Annotated in this window: 15 protein-coding genes; 1 reads left to right on the forward strand and 14 read right to left on the reverse strand. The window is 52.7% G+C overall.

The features are described 5' to 3' along the window. Positions 1-70: 70 nt before the first annotated feature. The gene (locus DXU84_RS15775) at positions 71-430 is read right to left on the reverse strand and encodes a YibL family ribosome-associated protein (protein WP_013573390.1); all 360 of its coding nucleotides are present in this window, start codon (positions 428-430) and stop codon (positions 71-73) included. Positions 431-495: 65 nt separating this feature from the next. After that, the gene (locus tag DXU84_RS15780; RefSeq protein ID WP_013573389.1) at positions 496-1,995 is read right to left on the reverse strand and encodes a PLP-dependent aminotransferase family protein; all 1,500 of its coding nucleotides are present in this window, start codon (positions 1,993-1,995) and stop codon (positions 496-498) included. 144 nt (positions 1,996-2,139) lie between these two features. On the opposite strand from DXU84_RS15780, the gene DXU84_RS15785 reads away from it, so the two are divergent. Further along, positions 2,140-2,748: a LysE family translocator gene (locus tag DXU84_RS15785; RefSeq protein WP_013573388.1), complete on the forward strand. Its 609-nt coding sequence runs from the start codon at positions 2,140-2,142 to the stop codon at positions 2,746-2,748. Positions 2,749-2,873: 125 nt separating this feature from the next. Here DXU84_RS15785 and DXU84_RS15790 read toward each other — a convergent pair whose 3' ends face one another. The 12 genes from DXU84_RS15790 to DXU84_RS15845 form a co-directional block, all read right to left on the reverse strand. Beyond that, on the reverse strand, positions 2,874-3,422 hold the full coding sequence (locus DXU84_RS15790; RefSeq protein ID WP_014411435.1) for an MltR family transcriptional regulator: 549 nt from the start codon (positions 3,420-3,422) through the stop codon (positions 2,874-2,876). Between the two features lie 136 nt (positions 3,423-3,558). Then, positions 3,559-4,707, reverse strand: a complete 1,149-nt coding sequence (locus tag DXU84_RS15795; protein ID WP_013573385.1) for a mannitol-1-phosphate 5-dehydrogenase — start codon at positions 4,705-4,707, stop codon at positions 3,559-3,561. A gap of 134 nt (positions 4,708-4,841) precedes the next feature. Then, on the reverse strand, positions 4,842-6,755 hold the full coding sequence (locus DXU84_RS15800) for a PTS mannitol transporter subunit IICBA (protein ID WP_013573384.1): 1,914 nt from the start codon (positions 6,753-6,755) through the stop codon (positions 4,842-4,844). A gap of 487 nt (positions 6,756-7,242) precedes the next feature. Then, positions 7,243-8,787, reverse strand: coding sequence for an anti-phage dCTP deaminase (locus DXU84_RS15805; RefSeq protein ID WP_013573383.1), 1,545 nt, complete (start codon positions 8,785-8,787; stop codon positions 7,243-7,245). Positions 8,788-8,817: 30 nt separating this feature from the next. Then, entirely contained in the window at positions 8,818-8,997 is a 180-nt protein-coding gene (locus DXU84_RS15810) for a hypothetical protein (protein ID WP_013573382.1), read from the reverse strand. Between the two features lie 234 nt (positions 8,998-9,231). Beyond that, positions 9,232-10,026 carry a DsbA family protein gene (locus DXU84_RS15815; RefSeq protein ID WP_014411434.1) on the reverse strand — a complete coding sequence of 265 codons (795 nt, stop codon included), beginning with the start codon at positions 10,024-10,026 and terminating at the stop codon, positions 9,232-9,234. Positions 10,027-10,203: 177 nt separating this feature from the next. Next, entirely contained in the window at positions 10,204-10,926 is a 723-nt protein-coding gene (locus DXU84_RS15820) for a DUF3053 domain-containing protein (RefSeq protein WP_013573380.1), read from the reverse strand. Between the two features lie 210 nt (positions 10,927-11,136). Then, entirely contained in the window at positions 11,137-13,206 is a 2,070-nt protein-coding gene (gene glyS, locus DXU84_RS15825) for a glycine--tRNA ligase subunit beta (protein WP_013573379.1), read from the reverse strand. 9 nt (positions 13,207-13,215) lie between these two features. Continuing rightward, on the reverse strand, positions 13,216-14,130 hold the full coding sequence (gene glyQ / locus DXU84_RS15830) for a glycine--tRNA ligase subunit alpha (RefSeq protein ID WP_095924009.1): 915 nt from the start codon (positions 14,128-14,130) through the stop codon (positions 13,216-13,218). Positions 14,131-14,251: 121 nt separating this feature from the next. Beyond that, positions 14,252-14,536: a type II toxin-antitoxin system RelE/ParE family toxin gene (locus DXU84_RS15835; RefSeq protein WP_013573377.1), complete on the reverse strand. Its 285-nt coding sequence runs from the start codon at positions 14,534-14,536 to the stop codon at positions 14,252-14,254. Then, positions 14,526-14,774, reverse strand: a complete 249-nt coding sequence (locus DXU84_RS15840) for a type II toxin-antitoxin system Phd/YefM family antitoxin (protein WP_013573376.1) — start codon at positions 14,772-14,774, stop codon at positions 14,526-14,528. Before DXU84_RS15840 ends, DXU84_RS15835 begins: the two co-directional genes overlap by 11 nt. A gap of 78 nt (positions 14,775-14,852) precedes the next feature. Next, the gene (locus tag DXU84_RS15845; protein WP_153376194.1) at positions 14,853-16,859 is read right to left on the reverse strand and encodes an autotransporter outer membrane beta-barrel domain-containing protein; all 2,007 of its coding nucleotides are present in this window, start codon (positions 16,857-16,859) and stop codon (positions 14,853-14,855) included. Positions 16,860-17,049: the final 190 nt, after the last annotated feature.

Consider the following 17,049-nt stretch of genomic DNA (forward strand, 5'->3'; position numbering starts at 1 on the left):
ACTTCAACTCTTTGATTCTGCTTTAATACCCCACCCCAACCCTCCCCTTCGTAGGGGAGGGCGTGTTAGTTCAGAATTCTTTCTTAGCGAAACCGGTCACCGCTTTCAGGCCCATTTCGCGGCCCAGCGCAGTCATCGGGTGAACCACCACGATACCGCGAACGGTTTTCTTCAGCGTGCCCATATCAGCCTGTTCTTTCTTGGTGATTTCACGGCTGAACAGCTTTTCCAGCTTCTGCGCTTCGGTGCTGAGTTTTTTCTCACGCACTTCTTTCAAACGCGCGATCTCGGCAGCCAGTTTTTCTTTCTCTTCTTCGTGCTTGGCGATTAACTCAGCATTACCTGCCTGAATCACGGTCGCATCTTTGTGATTAAGTGCATCCAGCATGTCGCTGAGGCGTTTAATCTCGGCTTTTTCGACTTCTTTCATGGTTTCAGATCCGTTCATGCCGCAGCGGGCACGACTGTAAATTGGGAATAATAAACGTCAGTGTATCAGGAAGTGTGCGATTCTTCAGCTTGCTCCTGCGTTTCTGCCAGCCCCGGCGGCAAACCACACATCTCACACGCCCGCTCACCGATGCGGATCATCGCCGAAATATAGCGGGTATCGAAAACATAACAGCACGATAAACGCAGGCCATTGGCGTAGCGACCGCTCGGTGAATACAGTTGTCCCGGCGTCATGCAGATTTTATCTTTCAGTAACTGGCGGAACAGCGTGACGCAATCGACGCCCGGCGGGAAATCCACCCAGATAACAAAGCCGCCTGCCGGTTGCGTGGCGCGGGTGCCCTGCGGGAAGTGACGGGCGATCAACGCGCGCGCCTGTTCCACCTGCGACGCGTAGCGTTTGCGTAAAACCCGCAGATGATGATCGTAACCGCCCGATTCCAGAAACAACGTCAGCGTTTGGGAAAGCAAGGCGGACTCTGCCATTGACGATACCGCTTTCAGTTTATGCAACTTATCGGCAAAGCGTCCGCCGTCCACCCAGCCGATGCGAAAATCAGGTGCCAGCGTTTTGGTAAAGCTGGTGCAAAACAGGATCCAGCCGTCCCGGTCAAAGGCTTTTACCGCCGGAGACAGCGTCGCGCCAAACTGAATTTCTGCGTAAAGCCCGTCTTCAATCAGGGGGACCTGGTGATCGTTCATCAGCCGCGCCAGCCGTTTTTTCGCCGCCAGTGGCATGGTAAAGCCCAGCGGATTTTGCGCCGTCGGCATAGCGATCACTGCATTCAGCCGTTTCTCGGTCAGCAGCATTTCCAGCACATCCAGCGACAGGCCGGTTTGCGGATCGGTGGGGATTTCCACTGCTTTCAGTCCGAGACTCGCCAGCATCGGCAGCAGATAAAAATAGGTCGGCGTTTCCAGCCCGATACTGTCGCCGGGTTTGGTGGTAACGCGCAATGCCAGCTGTAACGCCTCCATACAACCGTGCGTAATCGTGATATCCGCAGGCTCTAAAATCATGCCGAGCGTCAGTGCACGGCGCGCAATTTGCTGGCGTAACGCCGGGCTGCCCGGCGGCAGCGCGTATTGCCCGATCAGATTGGGCTGACGACGCAGCAGTGACGACATAATCCGCCCCAGTTTTCCGGTCGGGTAAAAATCGTTCGACTGCGGACAGGCTAGCGATAAGTTGGTGTAGGTGGGGTCAATTTGCGAGGCGAACACTTTGTCGATCAGATCCAGCACTTCATCTGCCGGTTCTGCGGCGGGCGTCTGCGGCTGTTCCTGCGGCTGATGGTCCAGCGCGGGCAACGCGGCACGCACATAAAAACCGGACTGCGGACGTGCCTCGATAAAGCCGCGATCTTCCAGCCGCCGGTAAGCAGCTACCACGGTGTTGATACTGACTGACCAGGTTTGTGCGCTGCGTCGCACGGACGGCAAACGACTGCCCGGTGCGAGTGTGCCACGGCGGATAGCGTCCGCCAGTTGTTCCGCCAGTTGGTTATATCGCGTGTCGCTGAAATCCGCTGTATCAGTCATGGTGTCAGTTCCGTGAAAAGTCATGGGTACAGTTTTTGGTAATGCTATCTGTAACCATAACAATAGCGTATTTCTGGTTCTGTTACCTTTCCTGTGCAGTGTTTACTCTGGTTATCTGGAAAACAGGGGATGCAGGAAAACAAAATGATCGATACCGCTTTTGTCAGTTACGTCACCGTGATGTCAATTACACCCGGCCCGAACAATCTGTTGCTGGCGGCTTCCGGGGTGAATTTCGGGCTGCGCCGCAGCGTGCCGATGATGCTGGGAATTACGCTGGGCTGCGTGGTGCAGTGTGCGCTGATGACCTCCATGCTGGCGATTCTGCTGAGCTGGATGACCGTTGTGCGTCTGCCAATGGCGGCAGTGGGCTGTGCGTATCTGTTCTGGCTGTCGTGGAAAATTTACCGTTCCGGCTCGCCGAAAGAAGGCGCAAAACAGCAACCGATGAACATGATTAATGGCGCGTTATTTCAGGCAGTGAACCCGAAAGCGTGGCTGATGGCGACCAACGTGGCGATTCTGTTTACCCCGCCGGATGGCAACATGCTGCATCACACGCTGCTGATTTGTGTCGGCTTCGCGCTGATCAATCTGCCCTGCATTCTGGTGTGGGTCGTGATGGGTGACAGATTACGTCAGGCATTACGTGTGGAATGGAAGCTGAAAATGTTTAACACAATCATGGGCGGCATGATGGCATTAACCGCGCTGTGGTTGCTGGTCGGCGAAGTGCGCCATGCGCTTAACTAAATCCCCAAAATAGTTCGGGTTGCAGGAAGGCGGCAAGTGATGGAGTCCCGATGAGCTTACTCATGTAAGTGATTCGGGTGACTGAACGCAGCCAACGCATCTGTGGCTCGAAGTATGACGGGGATTTATTTTTGCACCGGAGAAAGCCTGGAAGGCTGCTGATTACTGATATGGGCGATCAGCCCTGTCACGGAAAGGACCATGGTGGAGCGGACGATTTGTTGATAGCGCTGACGTTGCATGGCGATCAGCGACTCGTCGGCTTCGCCCGGTTTCAGGAAAGTGGGCGCTGGCGGCAGTTCTGTCACGCAATGCAATTCACCGAACGGGCCGAGAATTTCATCATCGGTAAAACGATACTCTTCGCCGTCGTAATTCAGCTCTTCACGCAGCGCCATCAGTAATTCTGCATCTTCGTATTCATGACGGCTGATCACGCCCAGCGCATAAATCAGTTTGAGACGTACAGACAAATCACCGAGCGGTCCGGTGCCGGTCAGTAACGGTTCGACTGCATATTTCACCGCATAATCATCTTTACGGAAAACCTGCACCACCAGAATATCCAGCGCTTCGGCCAGTAACTCCACAGCGGTCATTAAAAAGCTGCGCACGGTTTTACCCGCATTAAGCTTTTCAAGTACACGGTTTTCAAACGCCTGAGCTTTTTCCATAGGGCTTACTTGCATTAAAGAGCCGATGCTGACAGCGCCCCTGGCGTCATCCATGATGCGCGCATGTCGGGCAGAAACATCCCGCCCGACAGGGCTTTCTTTGCCTGGTGTTGGCGAAATCAAAATAAACGCAGTATCAGTGCATCGATTCGTAGAGAGCGACGGCTTTCGCCACAACTTCGCCATCTTCTGGCAGACCTGAAATCTGGGCAAGGGCGGCTTTTGGCCCGACTTTCTCCAGCAATTCTACCAGTTCTTTAGCTTGCGGATCTTGCTCGCTGCGATAATGCATCGCGGCCGCAATCCCTCTCACCAGATTGTCGTTCGGCAGGCGATATTCCTGCGTGCCCAGCAAGGGTTTGATCAGACGATCACCCGCACTCAGTTTACGCAGTGGCTGACGGCCAACGCGCTCAACATCGTCATGCAGGTACGGGTTTTCGAAACGGGTCAGGATTTTTTCGATGTAAGCGAAATGTTTTTCCGGGTCAAAACCGTAACGGCGGATCAGCACTTCCCCGCTTTCTTCCATGGCACCGCGAACCACCAGACGCACTTTCTCGTCGAGGATCGCATCACGAATTGTCGCGTGGCCTGCCTGCTGGCCGAGATAGGCGGTGATGGCATGACCGGTGTTGAGGGTGAACAGTTTACGTTCAACAAACGCCATCAGGTTATCCGTCAGTTCCATGCCTGCGATTTCCGGCAATTCTCCTTTGAACTGGGTTTTATCCACAATCCATTCGCTGAAGGTTTCAACGGTGACTTCCAGCGGATCGGTGGTGCCCGCTGCCGCAGGGGGAACGATGCGGTCTACGGCGGAATCGACAAAACCGACGTGCGCTTCAACCCAGGCTTTTTCATCTTCCGGCAGGGCGTTGAATACGTGCTGTTTAAACTGGCTGGTACCGCGCACCATGTTTTCGCAGGCGATAATGTTCAGCGGCTTTTCGTTGCCTTGCTGATGACGCAGCACCAGACCTTTAGCGACGTTCGGCGCGATTTTTTCCAGCACGGTCGGACCGACGGCGGTGGTCACCAGATCGACTTCAGCGATCAGGTTGATTGCCTCCTGACCGGCGCTGTTCACGGCATTCACATTACTGACAGGCTCAACGGTGGCCTGTTCACCGACCACGTGCACGTCGTAACCTTTACGGCTGTTCAGCGCATCCAGTAAGGCAGGGCTGACATCCGCAAACGTCAACTCAATCCCGGCATCAGCAAGTAATTTACCGATAAAACCGCGACCAATGTTACCTGCACCAAAATGTAATGCTTTCATAATATTTCCTTCAAATCGGGGGCCATACTTTATGGTAAAAAGCTTTGGGTAAAGCTGGGAGCCGCCCGGCTCCGAATCAACAAGCGGGTCTTTTATCAAGACCCGCTTAGTAACGCTCTACTGATTACTCAACCTTAGCCGCGAAGAATAGTCAGAACTTCTTCAACGCTGGTGGTGTTCGCCAGACGTTCGATAACACCTTCTTCGTCCAGCGCCGTGGTCAGTTTGGTGATCACGTTGATGTGCTCATTATTGCGCGCTGCGATACCGACGACCAGGCGTGCACGGTCATCTTCATCATCGCCCCAGCGGATACCCGCCGGATACTGGCAGAACACGATACCGGTTTTCAGCACGCGATCTTTCGCTTCGATGGTACCGTGCGGCACAGCGATGGATTCGCCCAGATACGTCGAGGTCAGCTGCTCACGAGCCAGCATCGCGTCGACATATTCTGCCTGAACATACCCGCCTTTCACCAGTTGTTCACCGGCAAAACGAATCGCGTCTTCTTTGGTCGCCGCGTTCAGGCCGAGGAAGATGTTGCTTTCGCTAATGCGGAACAGGTTTTCGTTTTCATTGTCAGTCACGATGCTGTCGCCCAGCGTGGTGGTCACTTTCTCTTTGTACTGGCTGGCTTTGTTCACTTCAACCAGACGTGAAGTCAGGTCCGTGTACAGGCCGCTATCGAGGAAGTTGGTCAGCGAAATGTGCTGTGCGTGTGGCACCTGGCGCATGGCGCGTTCAGTCAGGTCACGGTGAGTAATCACCAGATCCACATCATCAGGCAGGTTGTTGATCGCGCTGTTGGTGACGCTGATGTTGGTCAGCCCGGCATCCTGCACTTTTTTGCGCAGCACACCGGCACCCATTGCGCTGGAACCCATACCGGCGTCACAGGCAACGATGATTTTACGTACGGTAGACAGGTCGCCCGCCACGCCTGCAACAGCAGGTTTGCCGCCTTTAGACTGGGCTTTCATATCCTGCATACGGCGTGTTGCTTCGTCCAGATCGTCGCCGTCTTTCGCTTTGGTGGTTTTCAGCAGGAAAGAAGAGATAACGAAGGACACCGCAAAGGCTGCCACGATAGCCGCGATGTTAGCGAAGTACGCACCTTTTGGTGTCATCGCCAGAACCGCCAGGATGGAACCCGGAGACGCCGGAGACACCAGACCGCCGTTCAGCACAGTCAGGGTGAACACGCCAGTCATACCGCCCAGAATGACTGCCAGCAGCAGACGTGGGTTCATCAGAACATATGGGAAATAAATTTCGTGGATACCACCCAGGAAGTGGATGATTGCCGCACCGCCAGCTGATTGTTTAGCACTGCCACGACCGAAGAACATGTACGCCATCAGGACGCCCATACCCGGACCCGGGTTCGCTTCGATCAGGAAGAAGATAGATTTACCGGTTTCAGTCGCCTGCTGGATACCCAGCGGAGAGAAGATACCGTGGTTGATAGCGTTGTTGAGGAACAGGATTTTCGCCGGTTCAACAAAGATAGACGCCAGCGGCAACAGGTTATGAATAACCATGATGTGCACGCCTGCAGCCAGCACTTTAGACAGTGCTTCTACCAGCGGACCGATTGCCAGGAAGGCCAGAATGGCCAACAGCATACCGATAATACCGGCCGAGAAGTTGTTGACCAGCATCTCGAAGCCACTTTTGATTTTACCGTCAACCCAGCGGTCGAAACGCTTGATGCACCAGCCGCCCAGCGGACCTACAATCATTGCGCCGAGGAACATTGGCATATCCGCACCAACGATAACACCCATTACGGTGATTGCGCCGACCACACCACCGCGATCACCACCGACCAGACGACCACCGGTATAACCGATGAGCAATGGCAGAAGATAAGTGATCATCGGGCCAACCAGTTTCGCTAATGTTTCATTAGGGATCCAGCCGGTAGGAATGAACAGAGCAGTAATGATACCCCAGGCGATAAACGCGCCGATGTTGGGCATTACCATGTTACTCAGGAAGCGACCAAAGTTTTGAACTTTGATCTTAACGTCTGGTGAAAACATAAAACGCACCCCTATTGATACGCGCTGACAATAGAGCGCGTGATATCAGTTAATTATCGGTGACGGTTGTTTCGGTTTTTGTGCCACTGCTTTAAAAATCCGTCCGTCGAATTGCTGTCTGCGAGGCGGACTCTACCACGTGATTATAGGCCTCGCGTAGCCACCCGACAGCCCGTGACGCAGATCACACGTATACAGCCTTCACCCCCTGCATTTTGGTGATCATCATCACAAAAACAGCCTGTAACCGAGCTACACTGACGATTATTTGAGCGTGACCCTGCCAAATATGTGACTTAAGTCACTTTTTGTTAACGAGTCTTTATCATTAAAACGTGATATTGATCACAAAGTATTTTTCGCCGGACTTGTGTATTTCGCTTAAAAAGCATTCAGACGTGTCTGAGGAAAGGAAAACTGAGTTTACGGGAGAGATGTTGAAAGAAAATTACAGGGGGAGCGGGTATCCGGAATACCCGCTTCTTCTTTAATCGGGGACAGGTTCATCACGAAGCTTATGAGTAACATTCAAAATCACTTTTGATTCAGAATCACCATAACTATCCAGATATTGTGGATCAACGTGATGGGAAGCAGGGATTTCATAAGAAATTGGCTTGCCTCTGTCATCTTTTCTCGGACGGCTATAACCGAAAAATTTTGTATACCGTCTCGGTGCCGTTCCCTCAAAATTCTCGAAAATAACCTTTTTAGTTTTATCCGTACTGTCGGCATGAGCTATCGAATCACCGTGAAGGTCTTCAGCCAGACTCTTGGCATAAGGTTCGATATAAACCACCCTCTTCAATCCAGCGGCAACAATATGTCGTGCACAGTTGTGGCAAGGATAAGTTGTGCAATAAAGTGTCTTATCACAAGTACTTGCATTCGCAAGACGCGCCATCGTAGTAATTGCATCCATTTCGGCATGAATAGCACGCGAGTATTCAATCAGGGACTTTATTTTTGGGGTTTTCATAATCTGTATTGCAAGTTCATTCGCCCGTGACGGATCACTACGGGCGATCACTGCTTCGACCTCACGCCTGACTAAATCCTTGTGCATATCACTATGGCAGCCATCGTTGTTATAACAGCGTTTATCGCTCTTGCTTTCACAGGAATAGAGCCCACCACCTGCAGCAGGTACATCGTTGCAGCCAGTGGAGAGGATATTGCAATTATCATCCGTAATAGCAGCCCCCACCTGACGCGATAAACAGGCAGAGCGTAATGCGGCTGAATTCGCGGTGAACATGCCGGTTTCATCCTGGCTGGGACTCACATTATTTGCGCCATGTACAAGGTCGATAAATCGGGCTATCGATTTTTTAATCTGATCATTATTTATGTTCCTGATAAAATAATCGGCACACTGCAATGTGTCCTCGACATGTTGACCATAAGGGTACTCGGAACGCCTGTCGCGCCTGATTATTTCGGCAATCTGATGATCGTTAAGAAAATCCTTTTTCAAATTAATAACTCTTTCATTAATCGTTCTCACTAAGCCGATCAGATAAAAATTATTACGATACACCTCACGAAAGAGATCAACTTCTTCAGGATGTTTTAATTGATCGACAATGTAAGCTATTTTACTGGTTGATTTTCCTGAGGCTCCTTTAAAATCTCCCGTATTTAAATTTGCCGTCCTGATAACTTTTATTTTCCGGATAACCAATTCGGAGTTAATGATATTGCCATGTTTTTCACGCAGAGTATTACCGAGATTTTGCAACTGGATAAAATGCTCATAACCTTCAAGTTTCTTTAACTCTGCCGCTTCAGCAGCTGACAGGGTGTCTGCCATTAAATCGCTAATTCTTATATGCACAACATGATAATTACAGGCTTTAAGTTTAGTGATGATTTTTTCTTTAAGGGTTTTAACCCCTGATCCACTCGCCCCACAAAGTCCGATGACCAGTTCTTGTGAGCGGCGCTCACGAATATCATCAATGCTGTTATTGTTGCCGAATGATTGATTTGATGCAGGTAATGAAATGATTTTTTTTGCCGGTTCAGCCATAGACACTCCAATGACTGGACAGCCTGAATGTTACCAGTCTAGCTTGGCTGCTTCTTCCAAAACCTGAGCCATGGCCTTTTTATATGCAGCAGACTGACGCCGGGCCGAAAGATCAATAACGTGCTCTGATCCCGTGCTCTCCACTGCTGAGAATTCGGAATGCTGTTCATCCGTTTTCAACGCAGCATAATCAGCGAATTGAACAATCATAAGCTATCCATTTAATCAGTAAAAAATTGAGTAAACTCTGCTGGCAGATCCCAGAATCAGAGATTGTTTCATTGGATGAATATCCATGAAGAAAAGAAGGTTACCACGTCAAAACCCACGAAGTGAGTAAAAATTTACTCAGTTTCAGCCGTTACATTCGATACTGAGAAGTGCTTTCCAAACTATACCTGAGAAGAAAATCCGACAGCACAGGCTGCCGGATTGAAACAAAAATTACTTCCCGCCCTGCGCCTTCATAATGGCTGCCTGCAATTCTTCAGCAGACACAGCACCAGGCAGAACGCTGGTGTTTTCAGCGGTCGCGCCGCTGGTTGGCATCACCACGAACCCTGGCGTACCGCTGAAGCCCAGCGTACGGGCCAGCTCATCGTTAGCGGCGATGGCTTCGTGCGTCGCTTTACGCTGTGCATCGGTTGGCGCTGTCGCTTTCGCGGCTTTCACTGCACCGGCGATATCGGCATCCGTAAGCTTACCTTCGTCATGACCGGTGCGGTAAATGCTGTTGTGGTAATCAAAGTACGCCTGAGCGCCTTTTTCTTTCCAGATAGCCATACCGGTTTCAGCCGCAGTGATGGACGCTTTCCAGCGGTCACCAAAGATTGGCCATTCTTTGAAGACGAAACGTACGTTCGGATTGGCTTTCACGGTCTGCTCAACAACCGGCGCCATGTGGCTGCAATACAGGCACTGGTAATCGAAGAATTCCACGAACGCGACTTTTGCATCTTTCGGGCCGTAGCTTGGGGTCGCAGGGTCGTTCAGCAGAGCTTTAGAATTTGCCAACACCGCGCTCAGGGTTTGCTGTTGTTGCTGATCAGCCTGCTGTGCCTGCAATTTCTGGCTGACCTGCACCAGAATTTCCGGGTGCTGCAACATGTAATCCGCCGCAATTTTACCAATGGCTTCCTGTTGCGCCGGGGTGAAATCTGCGGTTGCGCTGTCGGCAGCAACCGCCAGCGTCGGTGTCAGCACAAGGGAAGCCAACAGAGTCATCATCTGACGTTTCATCAAAAATCCTTAAAGTGAAAGACGGGAAAAAACTGACAGTTACCTTCAAAAGTAGAGGAACTCAGCCGGATTTGCAGGCAAAAAATTGTCATTTTTTATAAACAGGCGGACAGGATCTCAGTCAATAAAAAAGCCACGTACAAGATGACGTGGCTTCGTTGCTGATATCAGTCAGGCTTAGTTGCTAAAATCGCCCTGTGCGACTTTTTGCGCCTGAAGCAATGTCTGCTGTTTACCCACCAGATTCGACATCATGGTGTTGTACTGCGTGGCCTGTTGCTGCGTCGGGAACTGCACGCCGCCGTTGGCGAAAGCAACCTGCGTGCCCTGCTGTTGCAGGAAATCACCCACAGACGCGATATCCTGCGTGAAGCTTTGCAGCGCAGGCACCAGTGGTGTCAGCACGTTAGCAGGCTGGGTCACCACGCTGTTGTATACCTGGCTATAAACCGCTTTCAGATCGTCCGGTTGTTTCAATGCCGCCATCGCGGTGTCGGCTTTCACTTTTGAGTCACGCAACTGCGCATTCAGCAAGCTCAGCGTGCTGGCCGCCTGTTGCAACGCGCTGCGCTGAGTCATGTAATCCTGCGGTGTACGCACCTGACCAATCGCGCTCACCACCGGCACCAGGCTACCTTCAACGGCACCTTTCATCTGGCGGGAGAATGACAGAATGATGCCGTAGTCATTCGCGTAATTACCAAAACGTTGTTTCTGATCTTCACTCAGCGACGGCAGATTTTGCCCGCTACGCATCACGGTATTTTGCAAATAATCGATAAAGGCTTTGCGTTGCTCCGGTTCTTTATCGCCGCATGCAGTGAGCTGAAACACCACCAGCAGTGCGATAAACGGCGCCAGCCAGCGAGAAAATGCACCGCTTCTGATCCCTACAGCCATGAGTCCTGACTCCTGATTTCAATGTTCTTCTTCCGGCCAGTTCCCTGCCGATGCTGTGCATTCCATGCGGGTTATAGGATAGAACAATTGGGGGGAGAACGCTTTTTAAAAAAGCGTAGAAATTGGCATCCGATAAGCTGCCTTGCTCCTCCCCCTGCGAAGGGGGAGGCCAACCCTCCCCTTAGCAGGGGGAGGGAGCAAAAACTTAACTTACTGAAGCAGCGAAATATCCGCCACCTGCAGGAACAACTCCCGCAGTTTGGAGAGCAGCGTCAGGCGGTTGATACGCACCGCTTCGTTCTCATCCATCACCATCACGGTATCAAAGAACGTATCGACGGTTTCACGCAATGCAGCCAGTTCCACCAGCGCTTCTTTGTACTGACCGGCGGCAAACAGCGGTTCCAGCTTGTCGCGCAGAACCACCAGATGCGTCGCCAGTTTCAGCTCAGCAGGTTCTTTCAGTACGGACGCGTGGACGTGATCCAGCAGAACATCCGTGGATTTCGCCAGAATGTTGGACACACGCTTGTTGGCCGCCGCCAGCGTGGCCGCTTCATCCAGCGTACGGAAGTAGCTCACCGCTTTCACGCGCGCATCGAAATCAGCCGGTTTGGTCGGACGACGTGCCAGCACAGCCTGAATGGTATCAACTGCGTGACCTTCTTCCTGATACCACGCGCGGAAACGACCGAGCATGAAATCAACCACATCATCTACTACCTTCTCGTTAGTCAGCTTGTCGCCGTACAGACGCACCGCTTCTTCGGTCAGGGTTTGCAGATCAAGTGGCAGGTTTTTCTCAACGATAATACGCAGAACACCCAGCGCGGCACGGCGCAGTGCGAACGGGTCTTTGTCGCCTTTCGGATGTTGACCGATGCCAAAAATACCGGCCAGGGTGTCCATCTTGTCAGCGATTGCCAGCGCGCACGCTACCAGCGAAGCCGGTAACTCGTCGCCCGCAAAGCGTGGCTGATATTGCTCGTTCAGCGCAACCGCGACTTCTTCCTGCTCGCCGTCGTGACGTGCATAATGCATGCCCATCACGCCCTGCGTGTCGGTGAACTCGAAGACCATGTTGGTCATCAGGTCACATTTAGACAGCAGACCGGCGCGTTTTGCGTTCTCAACGTTGGCACCGATTTTCTCAGCGATCCAGCCAGACAGCGCCTGAATACGGTCGGTTTTGTCGCGCAGCGTACCCAGTTGCTTCTGGAACAATACGGTTTCCAGACGCGGCAGGTTATCTTCGAGACGTTTCTTGCGGTCGGTATTGAAGAAGAATTCGGCATCGGCCAGACGCGGACGCACCACTTTCTCGTTACCGGAAATGATTTGCTGCGGATCTTTCGATTCGATGTTGGCGACAAAGATGAAGTTCGGCAGAAGTTTGCCTGCGGCGTCGTACACCGGGAAATACTTCTGGTCGCCTTTCATGGTGTAAACCAGCGCTTCAGCCGGAACAGCCAGGAATTTCTCTTCGAATTTCGCGGTCAGCACCACCGGCCATTCAACCAGAGACGCGACTTCTTCCAGCAGACTTTCACTCAGATCAGCGATACCGCCAATTTCTTTTGCCGCTTTTTCCGCGTCACGTTTGATCAGCGCTTTACGCTGCTCGTAATCGGCAATGACTTTGCCGCGTTCCAGCAGAATTTGCGGATACTGATCGGCATTATCAATCGTGAATTCAGGCTCGCCCATGAAGCGGTGACCGCGAAGAGTGCGGGCAGAATCGATACCGAGAATTTTCGCCGGGATCAGCTCATCGCCTAACAGCAGGGTGACAGTATGCACCGGACGCACGAACTGCACGTCGGAATCGCCCCAGCGCATCAGTTTAGGAATTGGCAGTTTAGACAGTGACGTGGCGATCATCGCAGGCAGCAGTTGTTGCGCGCTTTCACCTTTGACGTGCGCACGGTAAACCAGCCATTCGCCTTTGTCAGTGACCAGACGATCGGCCTGATCAACGGTGATACCGCAACCGCGAGCCCAGCCTTCAGCGGCTTTGCTGGGTTTGCCTTCGGCATCGAATGCCTGCGCCACAGCCGGGCCGCGTTTTTCGACTTCGCGGTCAGCCTGGGATTCATGCAGACCAGAGACTTTCAGCGCCAGACGGCGCGGTGCGGCAAACCATTTTACGTCGCCGTGTGGCAGATTCGCCGCATCCAGCTCCGCAGTCAGGTTAGCGGCAAAAGATTCAGCAAGGCTGCGCAGAGCCTTCGGTGGCAGTTCTTCCGTGCCGATTTCCACCAGAAATGTTTTTTCAGTCATGGACTTTTCTCACTTCTCGTTCTTTTTGCACATCGGGAAGCCCAGCACTTCGCGGGAAGCGTAATACGCCTCAGCTACCGCTTTAGTCAGGGTACGGATGCGCAGAATGTAGCGCTGACGTTCAGTCACAGAAATCGCTTTACGCGCGTCGAGCAGGTTGAAGCAATGGGCCGCTTTCAGGATGCGCTCGTAAGCAGGCAAGGCCAGTGGATTTTCGAGTGCCAGCAGGGTTTGCGCTTCTTTCTCGTGCTGTTCAAAACAGGTGAACAGGAAATCGACATCGGCGTATTCAAAGTTATACGTCGATTGTTCCACTTCGTTCTGATGGAACACGTCGCCGTAGGTGGTTTTACCCAGCGGACCGTTGCTCCACACCAGATCGTAAACGCTGTCCACGCCCTGAATGTACATCGCCAGACGTTCCAGACCGTAGGTGATTTCACCGGTCACGGGTTTACACTCCAGACCGCCGACCTGCTGGAAGTAAGTGAACTGCGTCACTTCCATGCCGTTCAGCCACACTTCCCAGCCAAGACCCCAGGCGCCGAGCGTCGGGTTTTCCCAGTTGTCTTCAACGAAGCGGATATCGTGGATCAGCGGATCAAGACCCAGCTCTTTCAGTGAGCCGAGGTACAGCTCCTGAATGTTTTCCGGTGAAGGTTTGATCATCACCTGAAACTGATAATAGTGCTGCAGGCGGTTCGGGTTCTCGCCGTAGCGGCCATCGGTCGGACGGCGTGATGGCTGAACATAGGCTGCCGCAAAAGGCTCAGGGCCGAGTGCGCGCAGACTGGTCATCGGGTGCGAGGTCCCCGCGCCGACTTCCATATCCAGCGGTTGAACAATGGTGCAGCCCTGCTGCGCCCAATAATCTTGCAGTGTCAGGATCAGGCCCTGAAATGTCTTGGTATCAAACTTTTGCATGTTGGATTCGCACGCGAGAAAGTGGGTGTAAAGAGAGTGCGACAGTATACCCGCTGCACGGAAGATAATCAGCCAGAATGACACATCAGTTCAGCCGGATTTGCTTTCGGGACGCCAGTATTTAGCGCTTCTCAGCCAGTTTATACGCTTCGTTGCCTTCGCGTTTACCCACCGCGACAACGGTCACGATGATTTCCTGATCTTCTACCTGATACACCAGGCGATAACCAAGACTCTTTAATTTGATTTTATAGCGGTTATTTTTGGGGCCACATAAGCGGGCAGAAACCACGTGAGGATTCTCCAGCCGCTCGGCCAGTTTCTTTTTAAATTGCTCCTTGATCGTTGGGGCAAGTGCTTTCCATTCTTTTAAAGCTGATTTGAAAAAATTGAGTTTATAAGTCATCCAGTGTCAACCTAATCCTTTCTTCACCCTGCCGCGCATCCATTATGCGGTTCAATTCAACGTCTTCTGCAAGACTCAGAAAATAGGCGTAAACATCGGGCGGAACGCAATAAAAAGCGGGCTCGTTACGATTGAGTATCGCCACCGCTTCGCCTTCGCCTGCACTAAATGTTCCCATCGGGTCGCGTTTTAGTTCAGTAATACTGGCGGCTGAGGAAGTGAGTATTTCAAACGGCATAGTTTTTCTCCTTTTTTCATACTATGCCGTCAGTATAGCTTTTAAAGACATCCTTTAAAGCACTCTTAATAATATCTTTTAAAACCGCGCACTCAGCCCGGCGTTGTAGGAGGTTTGTTCGCCGGAATCCAGTCCGGTGGTTTGTGAAATAGCCGCAAATGCTGAAATGCTGTGGGTGATTTGCACGTTTAAGCCTGCGGTCATATCCACCCAGTCGTCGTCCTGTTCGCCGGTGGTGCGGCTGAACCGCGTGCGGGTGGATTTGATCGCGCCGGTGGTGGTGTAGGTTTTATCGCCAAACTGGCGGTCATAGGTGACCTGCGCATACGGATTGACGATGCCGAGTTCGGCATTCACCCGCCAGCCGAGCGCACCGATTTGTGAATGAGAAGTCTGATCGCCAAAACGCATCGAGGTACTGTTGTTCCCCTTCTCGCTGTAACCTTCAACACTGCTGTAATCCCAGCTGTATTGCGCCACCGGCCCGGTTTTCAGCACCGGCAGAACCGGGAAGTCCCAGCCTGCGGTGACGCGTCCGCCGATCTGTTTGCCGTCCGTTTCACCGCGCTCCGTCCGGGTGGTGGGCCCGAGCGTAATGCGGCGTTTGATATCGTCATAATTGAGCGAGCCGTAGTGCACATCGCCGTTGATCCAGCCATTTTCGGCGATTTTAATGCCGGTGAAGGCGGTCGCCATCCAGCCGCGCGTACGGTAGCTGTAATGATCTGTCGGATCGTCTTTATCATCGGAGCCGGAAAGCATAAGCCCCATCATCCAACGATCGGTCATCTGATAATCCATGCCGATATTCAGCGAGTTAGCTGTCAGGTCGCCATCACCCAGCCCCATCGACGGGCTGAATTTGCTGTCCGCACTTTGCCCGGCATAACCGCCAAACATGCCGAAGGTTCCCGCATCGTTATCCTGCGTACGCAACTGCTGATAACGGCTGTCGAGCAAGCCTTGTGTATTTCGCGCCAGCGCCAGTGAACCCTGACTCAGCGCAGAAGCTTCCAGCGGGCCGTCGAGCACCGACTGCATATATTGCGCAATCAGCGCGTGCGCCTGAGGCGTCGGGTGGAAATGGTCTGAAAACAGGAAAGCTTTGCTGCTGTCGAAACCCGGCAGATTCGAAGTACATTCCGAGGCGGATGTCCCGACCGGACAGGCCGTACCGGCAGTATTGGCAAAACCGTACCGCGCCGGATCGGCAACCACTTCGTTGAACAGCCCGTTGATATCCACGCGCGCAATATTGCCGCCGGTTTTCGCCAGCGCGATATCTTCGGTGGTGTTGTAGGTGTCGGTCAGGCCGCCCGCCACGTCTTTCAGCGCGTCATACGCGGCCGCCAGCCCTTTGGCGATCACGTCCTGTACCAGCGGAATGCCCGAGCCTTCCGCCGCAGCGGCCGCCAGCGCATTGTGAATGGCCTCGGTGCGGGCATCGGCATCCGGCGTATTTTGTGCATTCAAATACTGATACGCCGCTGCCAGCGCCTGTTGCTGCACCGGCAGCAATCCGACCTGGATCACGCCTTCCATCAGCACCGGTGTCAGACCGATATTCGGCACCGTCGGCACCACAACCGTGCCAGCACCGGCTTTCAGTAAATCGTTCACCTGTGAGGCCGCCTGCGTGGCGCTGTTGGTGGCAATTTCCACCGCCGTAACCGGATTCAGGCTCAGCGCCGCAGCGGCCAGATCGTTGCCGCCAATCCAGTGAATATACAGCCCGTTCGGATCGGCTTTGCCGCCGGTCGACGTCAGATAGCTTTTAACCTGATCCTGCGTGGTGTAATCAGAATCCAGCCCCGGCACCGCCACACCGCCACCTTCGGCATAGTTCAGGCCGCCTTTTGAAGAAGGAGCTAAGGTTGTGCCGATGTTGTTCGCCAGGATCTCGTCATAAAGCGGATGCGTGCTGCTGTCGAAGGTCCAGCGACCAATGTTACCGGTGTCGCTCAGGCTGTCGCCGAACACATAAAGCTGGTCAAAAGCCTTCGCGGGAGCCTGTAAACCGAGGCACAGTGCCACGGCAAATGCTCCCTGAGAGAGTCGTAAAATCGACGAATTCTTGCCTGCCATAACGGTGATTTCCCTCAATAATGACGCTCAACGCAAGGATTAAACGTAAGGATTACGTAATGATTGGCTTTAAATATTGTTCAGATCCGACCAGCGTCAAGGTGGGGATTTAGAAATTGCGACGTTGCAGAGTTATCCGAGAAGCCACACACTGACACCACGCATTTAAGCCTCTTATAAGGACGACAGA

The organism is Rahnella sp. RcJ3 (assembly GCF_009498575.1).
Classification (GTDB): domain Bacteria; phylum Pseudomonadota; class Gammaproteobacteria; order Enterobacterales; family Enterobacteriaceae; genus Rahnella; species Rahnella aceris.

What these genes read in the sequence shown, in the direction of transcription:
- DXU84_RS15795 (WP_013573385.1), bottom strand. Translation starts at nt 4,707, where the DNA reads ATGAAAGCATTACATTTTGGTGCAGGTAACATTGGTCGCGGTTTTATC.
- DXU84_RS15820 (WP_013573380.1), bottom strand. Translation starts at nt 10,926, where the DNA reads ATGGCTGTAGGGATCAGAAGCGGTGCATTTTCTCGCTGGCTGGCGCCG.
- DXU84_RS15845 (WP_153376194.1), bottom strand. Translation starts at nt 16,859, where the DNA reads ATGGCAGGCAAGAATTCGTCGATTTTACGACTCTCTCAGGGAGCATTT.
- DXU84_RS15785 (WP_013573388.1), top strand. Translation starts at nt 2,140, where the DNA reads ATGATCGATACCGCTTTTGTCAGTTACGTCACCGTGATGTCAATTACA.
- DXU84_RS15800 (WP_013573384.1), bottom strand. Translation starts at nt 6,755, where the DNA reads ATGTTTTCACCAGACGTTAAGATCAAAGTTCAAAACTTTGGTCGCTTC.
- DXU84_RS15810 (WP_013573382.1), bottom strand. Translation starts at nt 8,997, where the DNA reads ATGATTGTTCAATTCGCTGATTATGCTGCGTTGAAAACGGATGAACAG.
- DXU84_RS15805 (WP_013573383.1), bottom strand. Translation starts at nt 8,787, where the DNA reads ATGGCTGAACCGGCAAAAAAAATCATTTCATTACCTGCATCAAATCAA.
- DXU84_RS15840 (WP_013573376.1), bottom strand. Translation starts at nt 14,774, where the DNA reads ATGCCGTTTGAAATACTCACTTCCTCAGCCGCCAGTATTACTGAACTA.
- DXU84_RS15815 (WP_014411434.1), bottom strand. Translation starts at nt 10,026, where the DNA reads ATGAAACGTCAGATGATGACTCTGTTGGCTTCCCTTGTGCTGACACCG.
- glyS (WP_013573379.1), bottom strand. Translation starts at nt 13,206, where the DNA reads ATGACTGAAAAAACATTTCTGGTGGAAATCGGCACGGAAGAACTGCCA.
- DXU84_RS15775 (WP_013573390.1), bottom strand. Translation starts at nt 430, where the DNA reads ATGAAAGAAGTCGAAAAAGCCGAGATTAAACGCCTCAGCGACATGCTG.
- DXU84_RS15780 (WP_013573389.1), bottom strand. Translation starts at nt 1,995, where the DNA reads ATGACTGATACAGCGGATTTCAGCGACACGCGATATAACCAACTGGCG.
- glyQ (WP_095924009.1), bottom strand. Translation starts at nt 14,130, where the DNA reads ATGCAAAAGTTTGATACCAAGACATTTCAGGGCCTGATCCTGACACTG.
- DXU84_RS15835 (WP_013573377.1), bottom strand. Translation starts at nt 14,536, where the DNA reads ATGACTTATAAACTCAATTTTTTCAAATCAGCTTTAAAAGAATGGAAA.
- DXU84_RS15790 (WP_014411435.1), bottom strand. Translation starts at nt 3,422, where the DNA reads ATGGAAAAAGCTCAGGCGTTTGAAAACCGTGTACTTGAAAAGCTTAAT.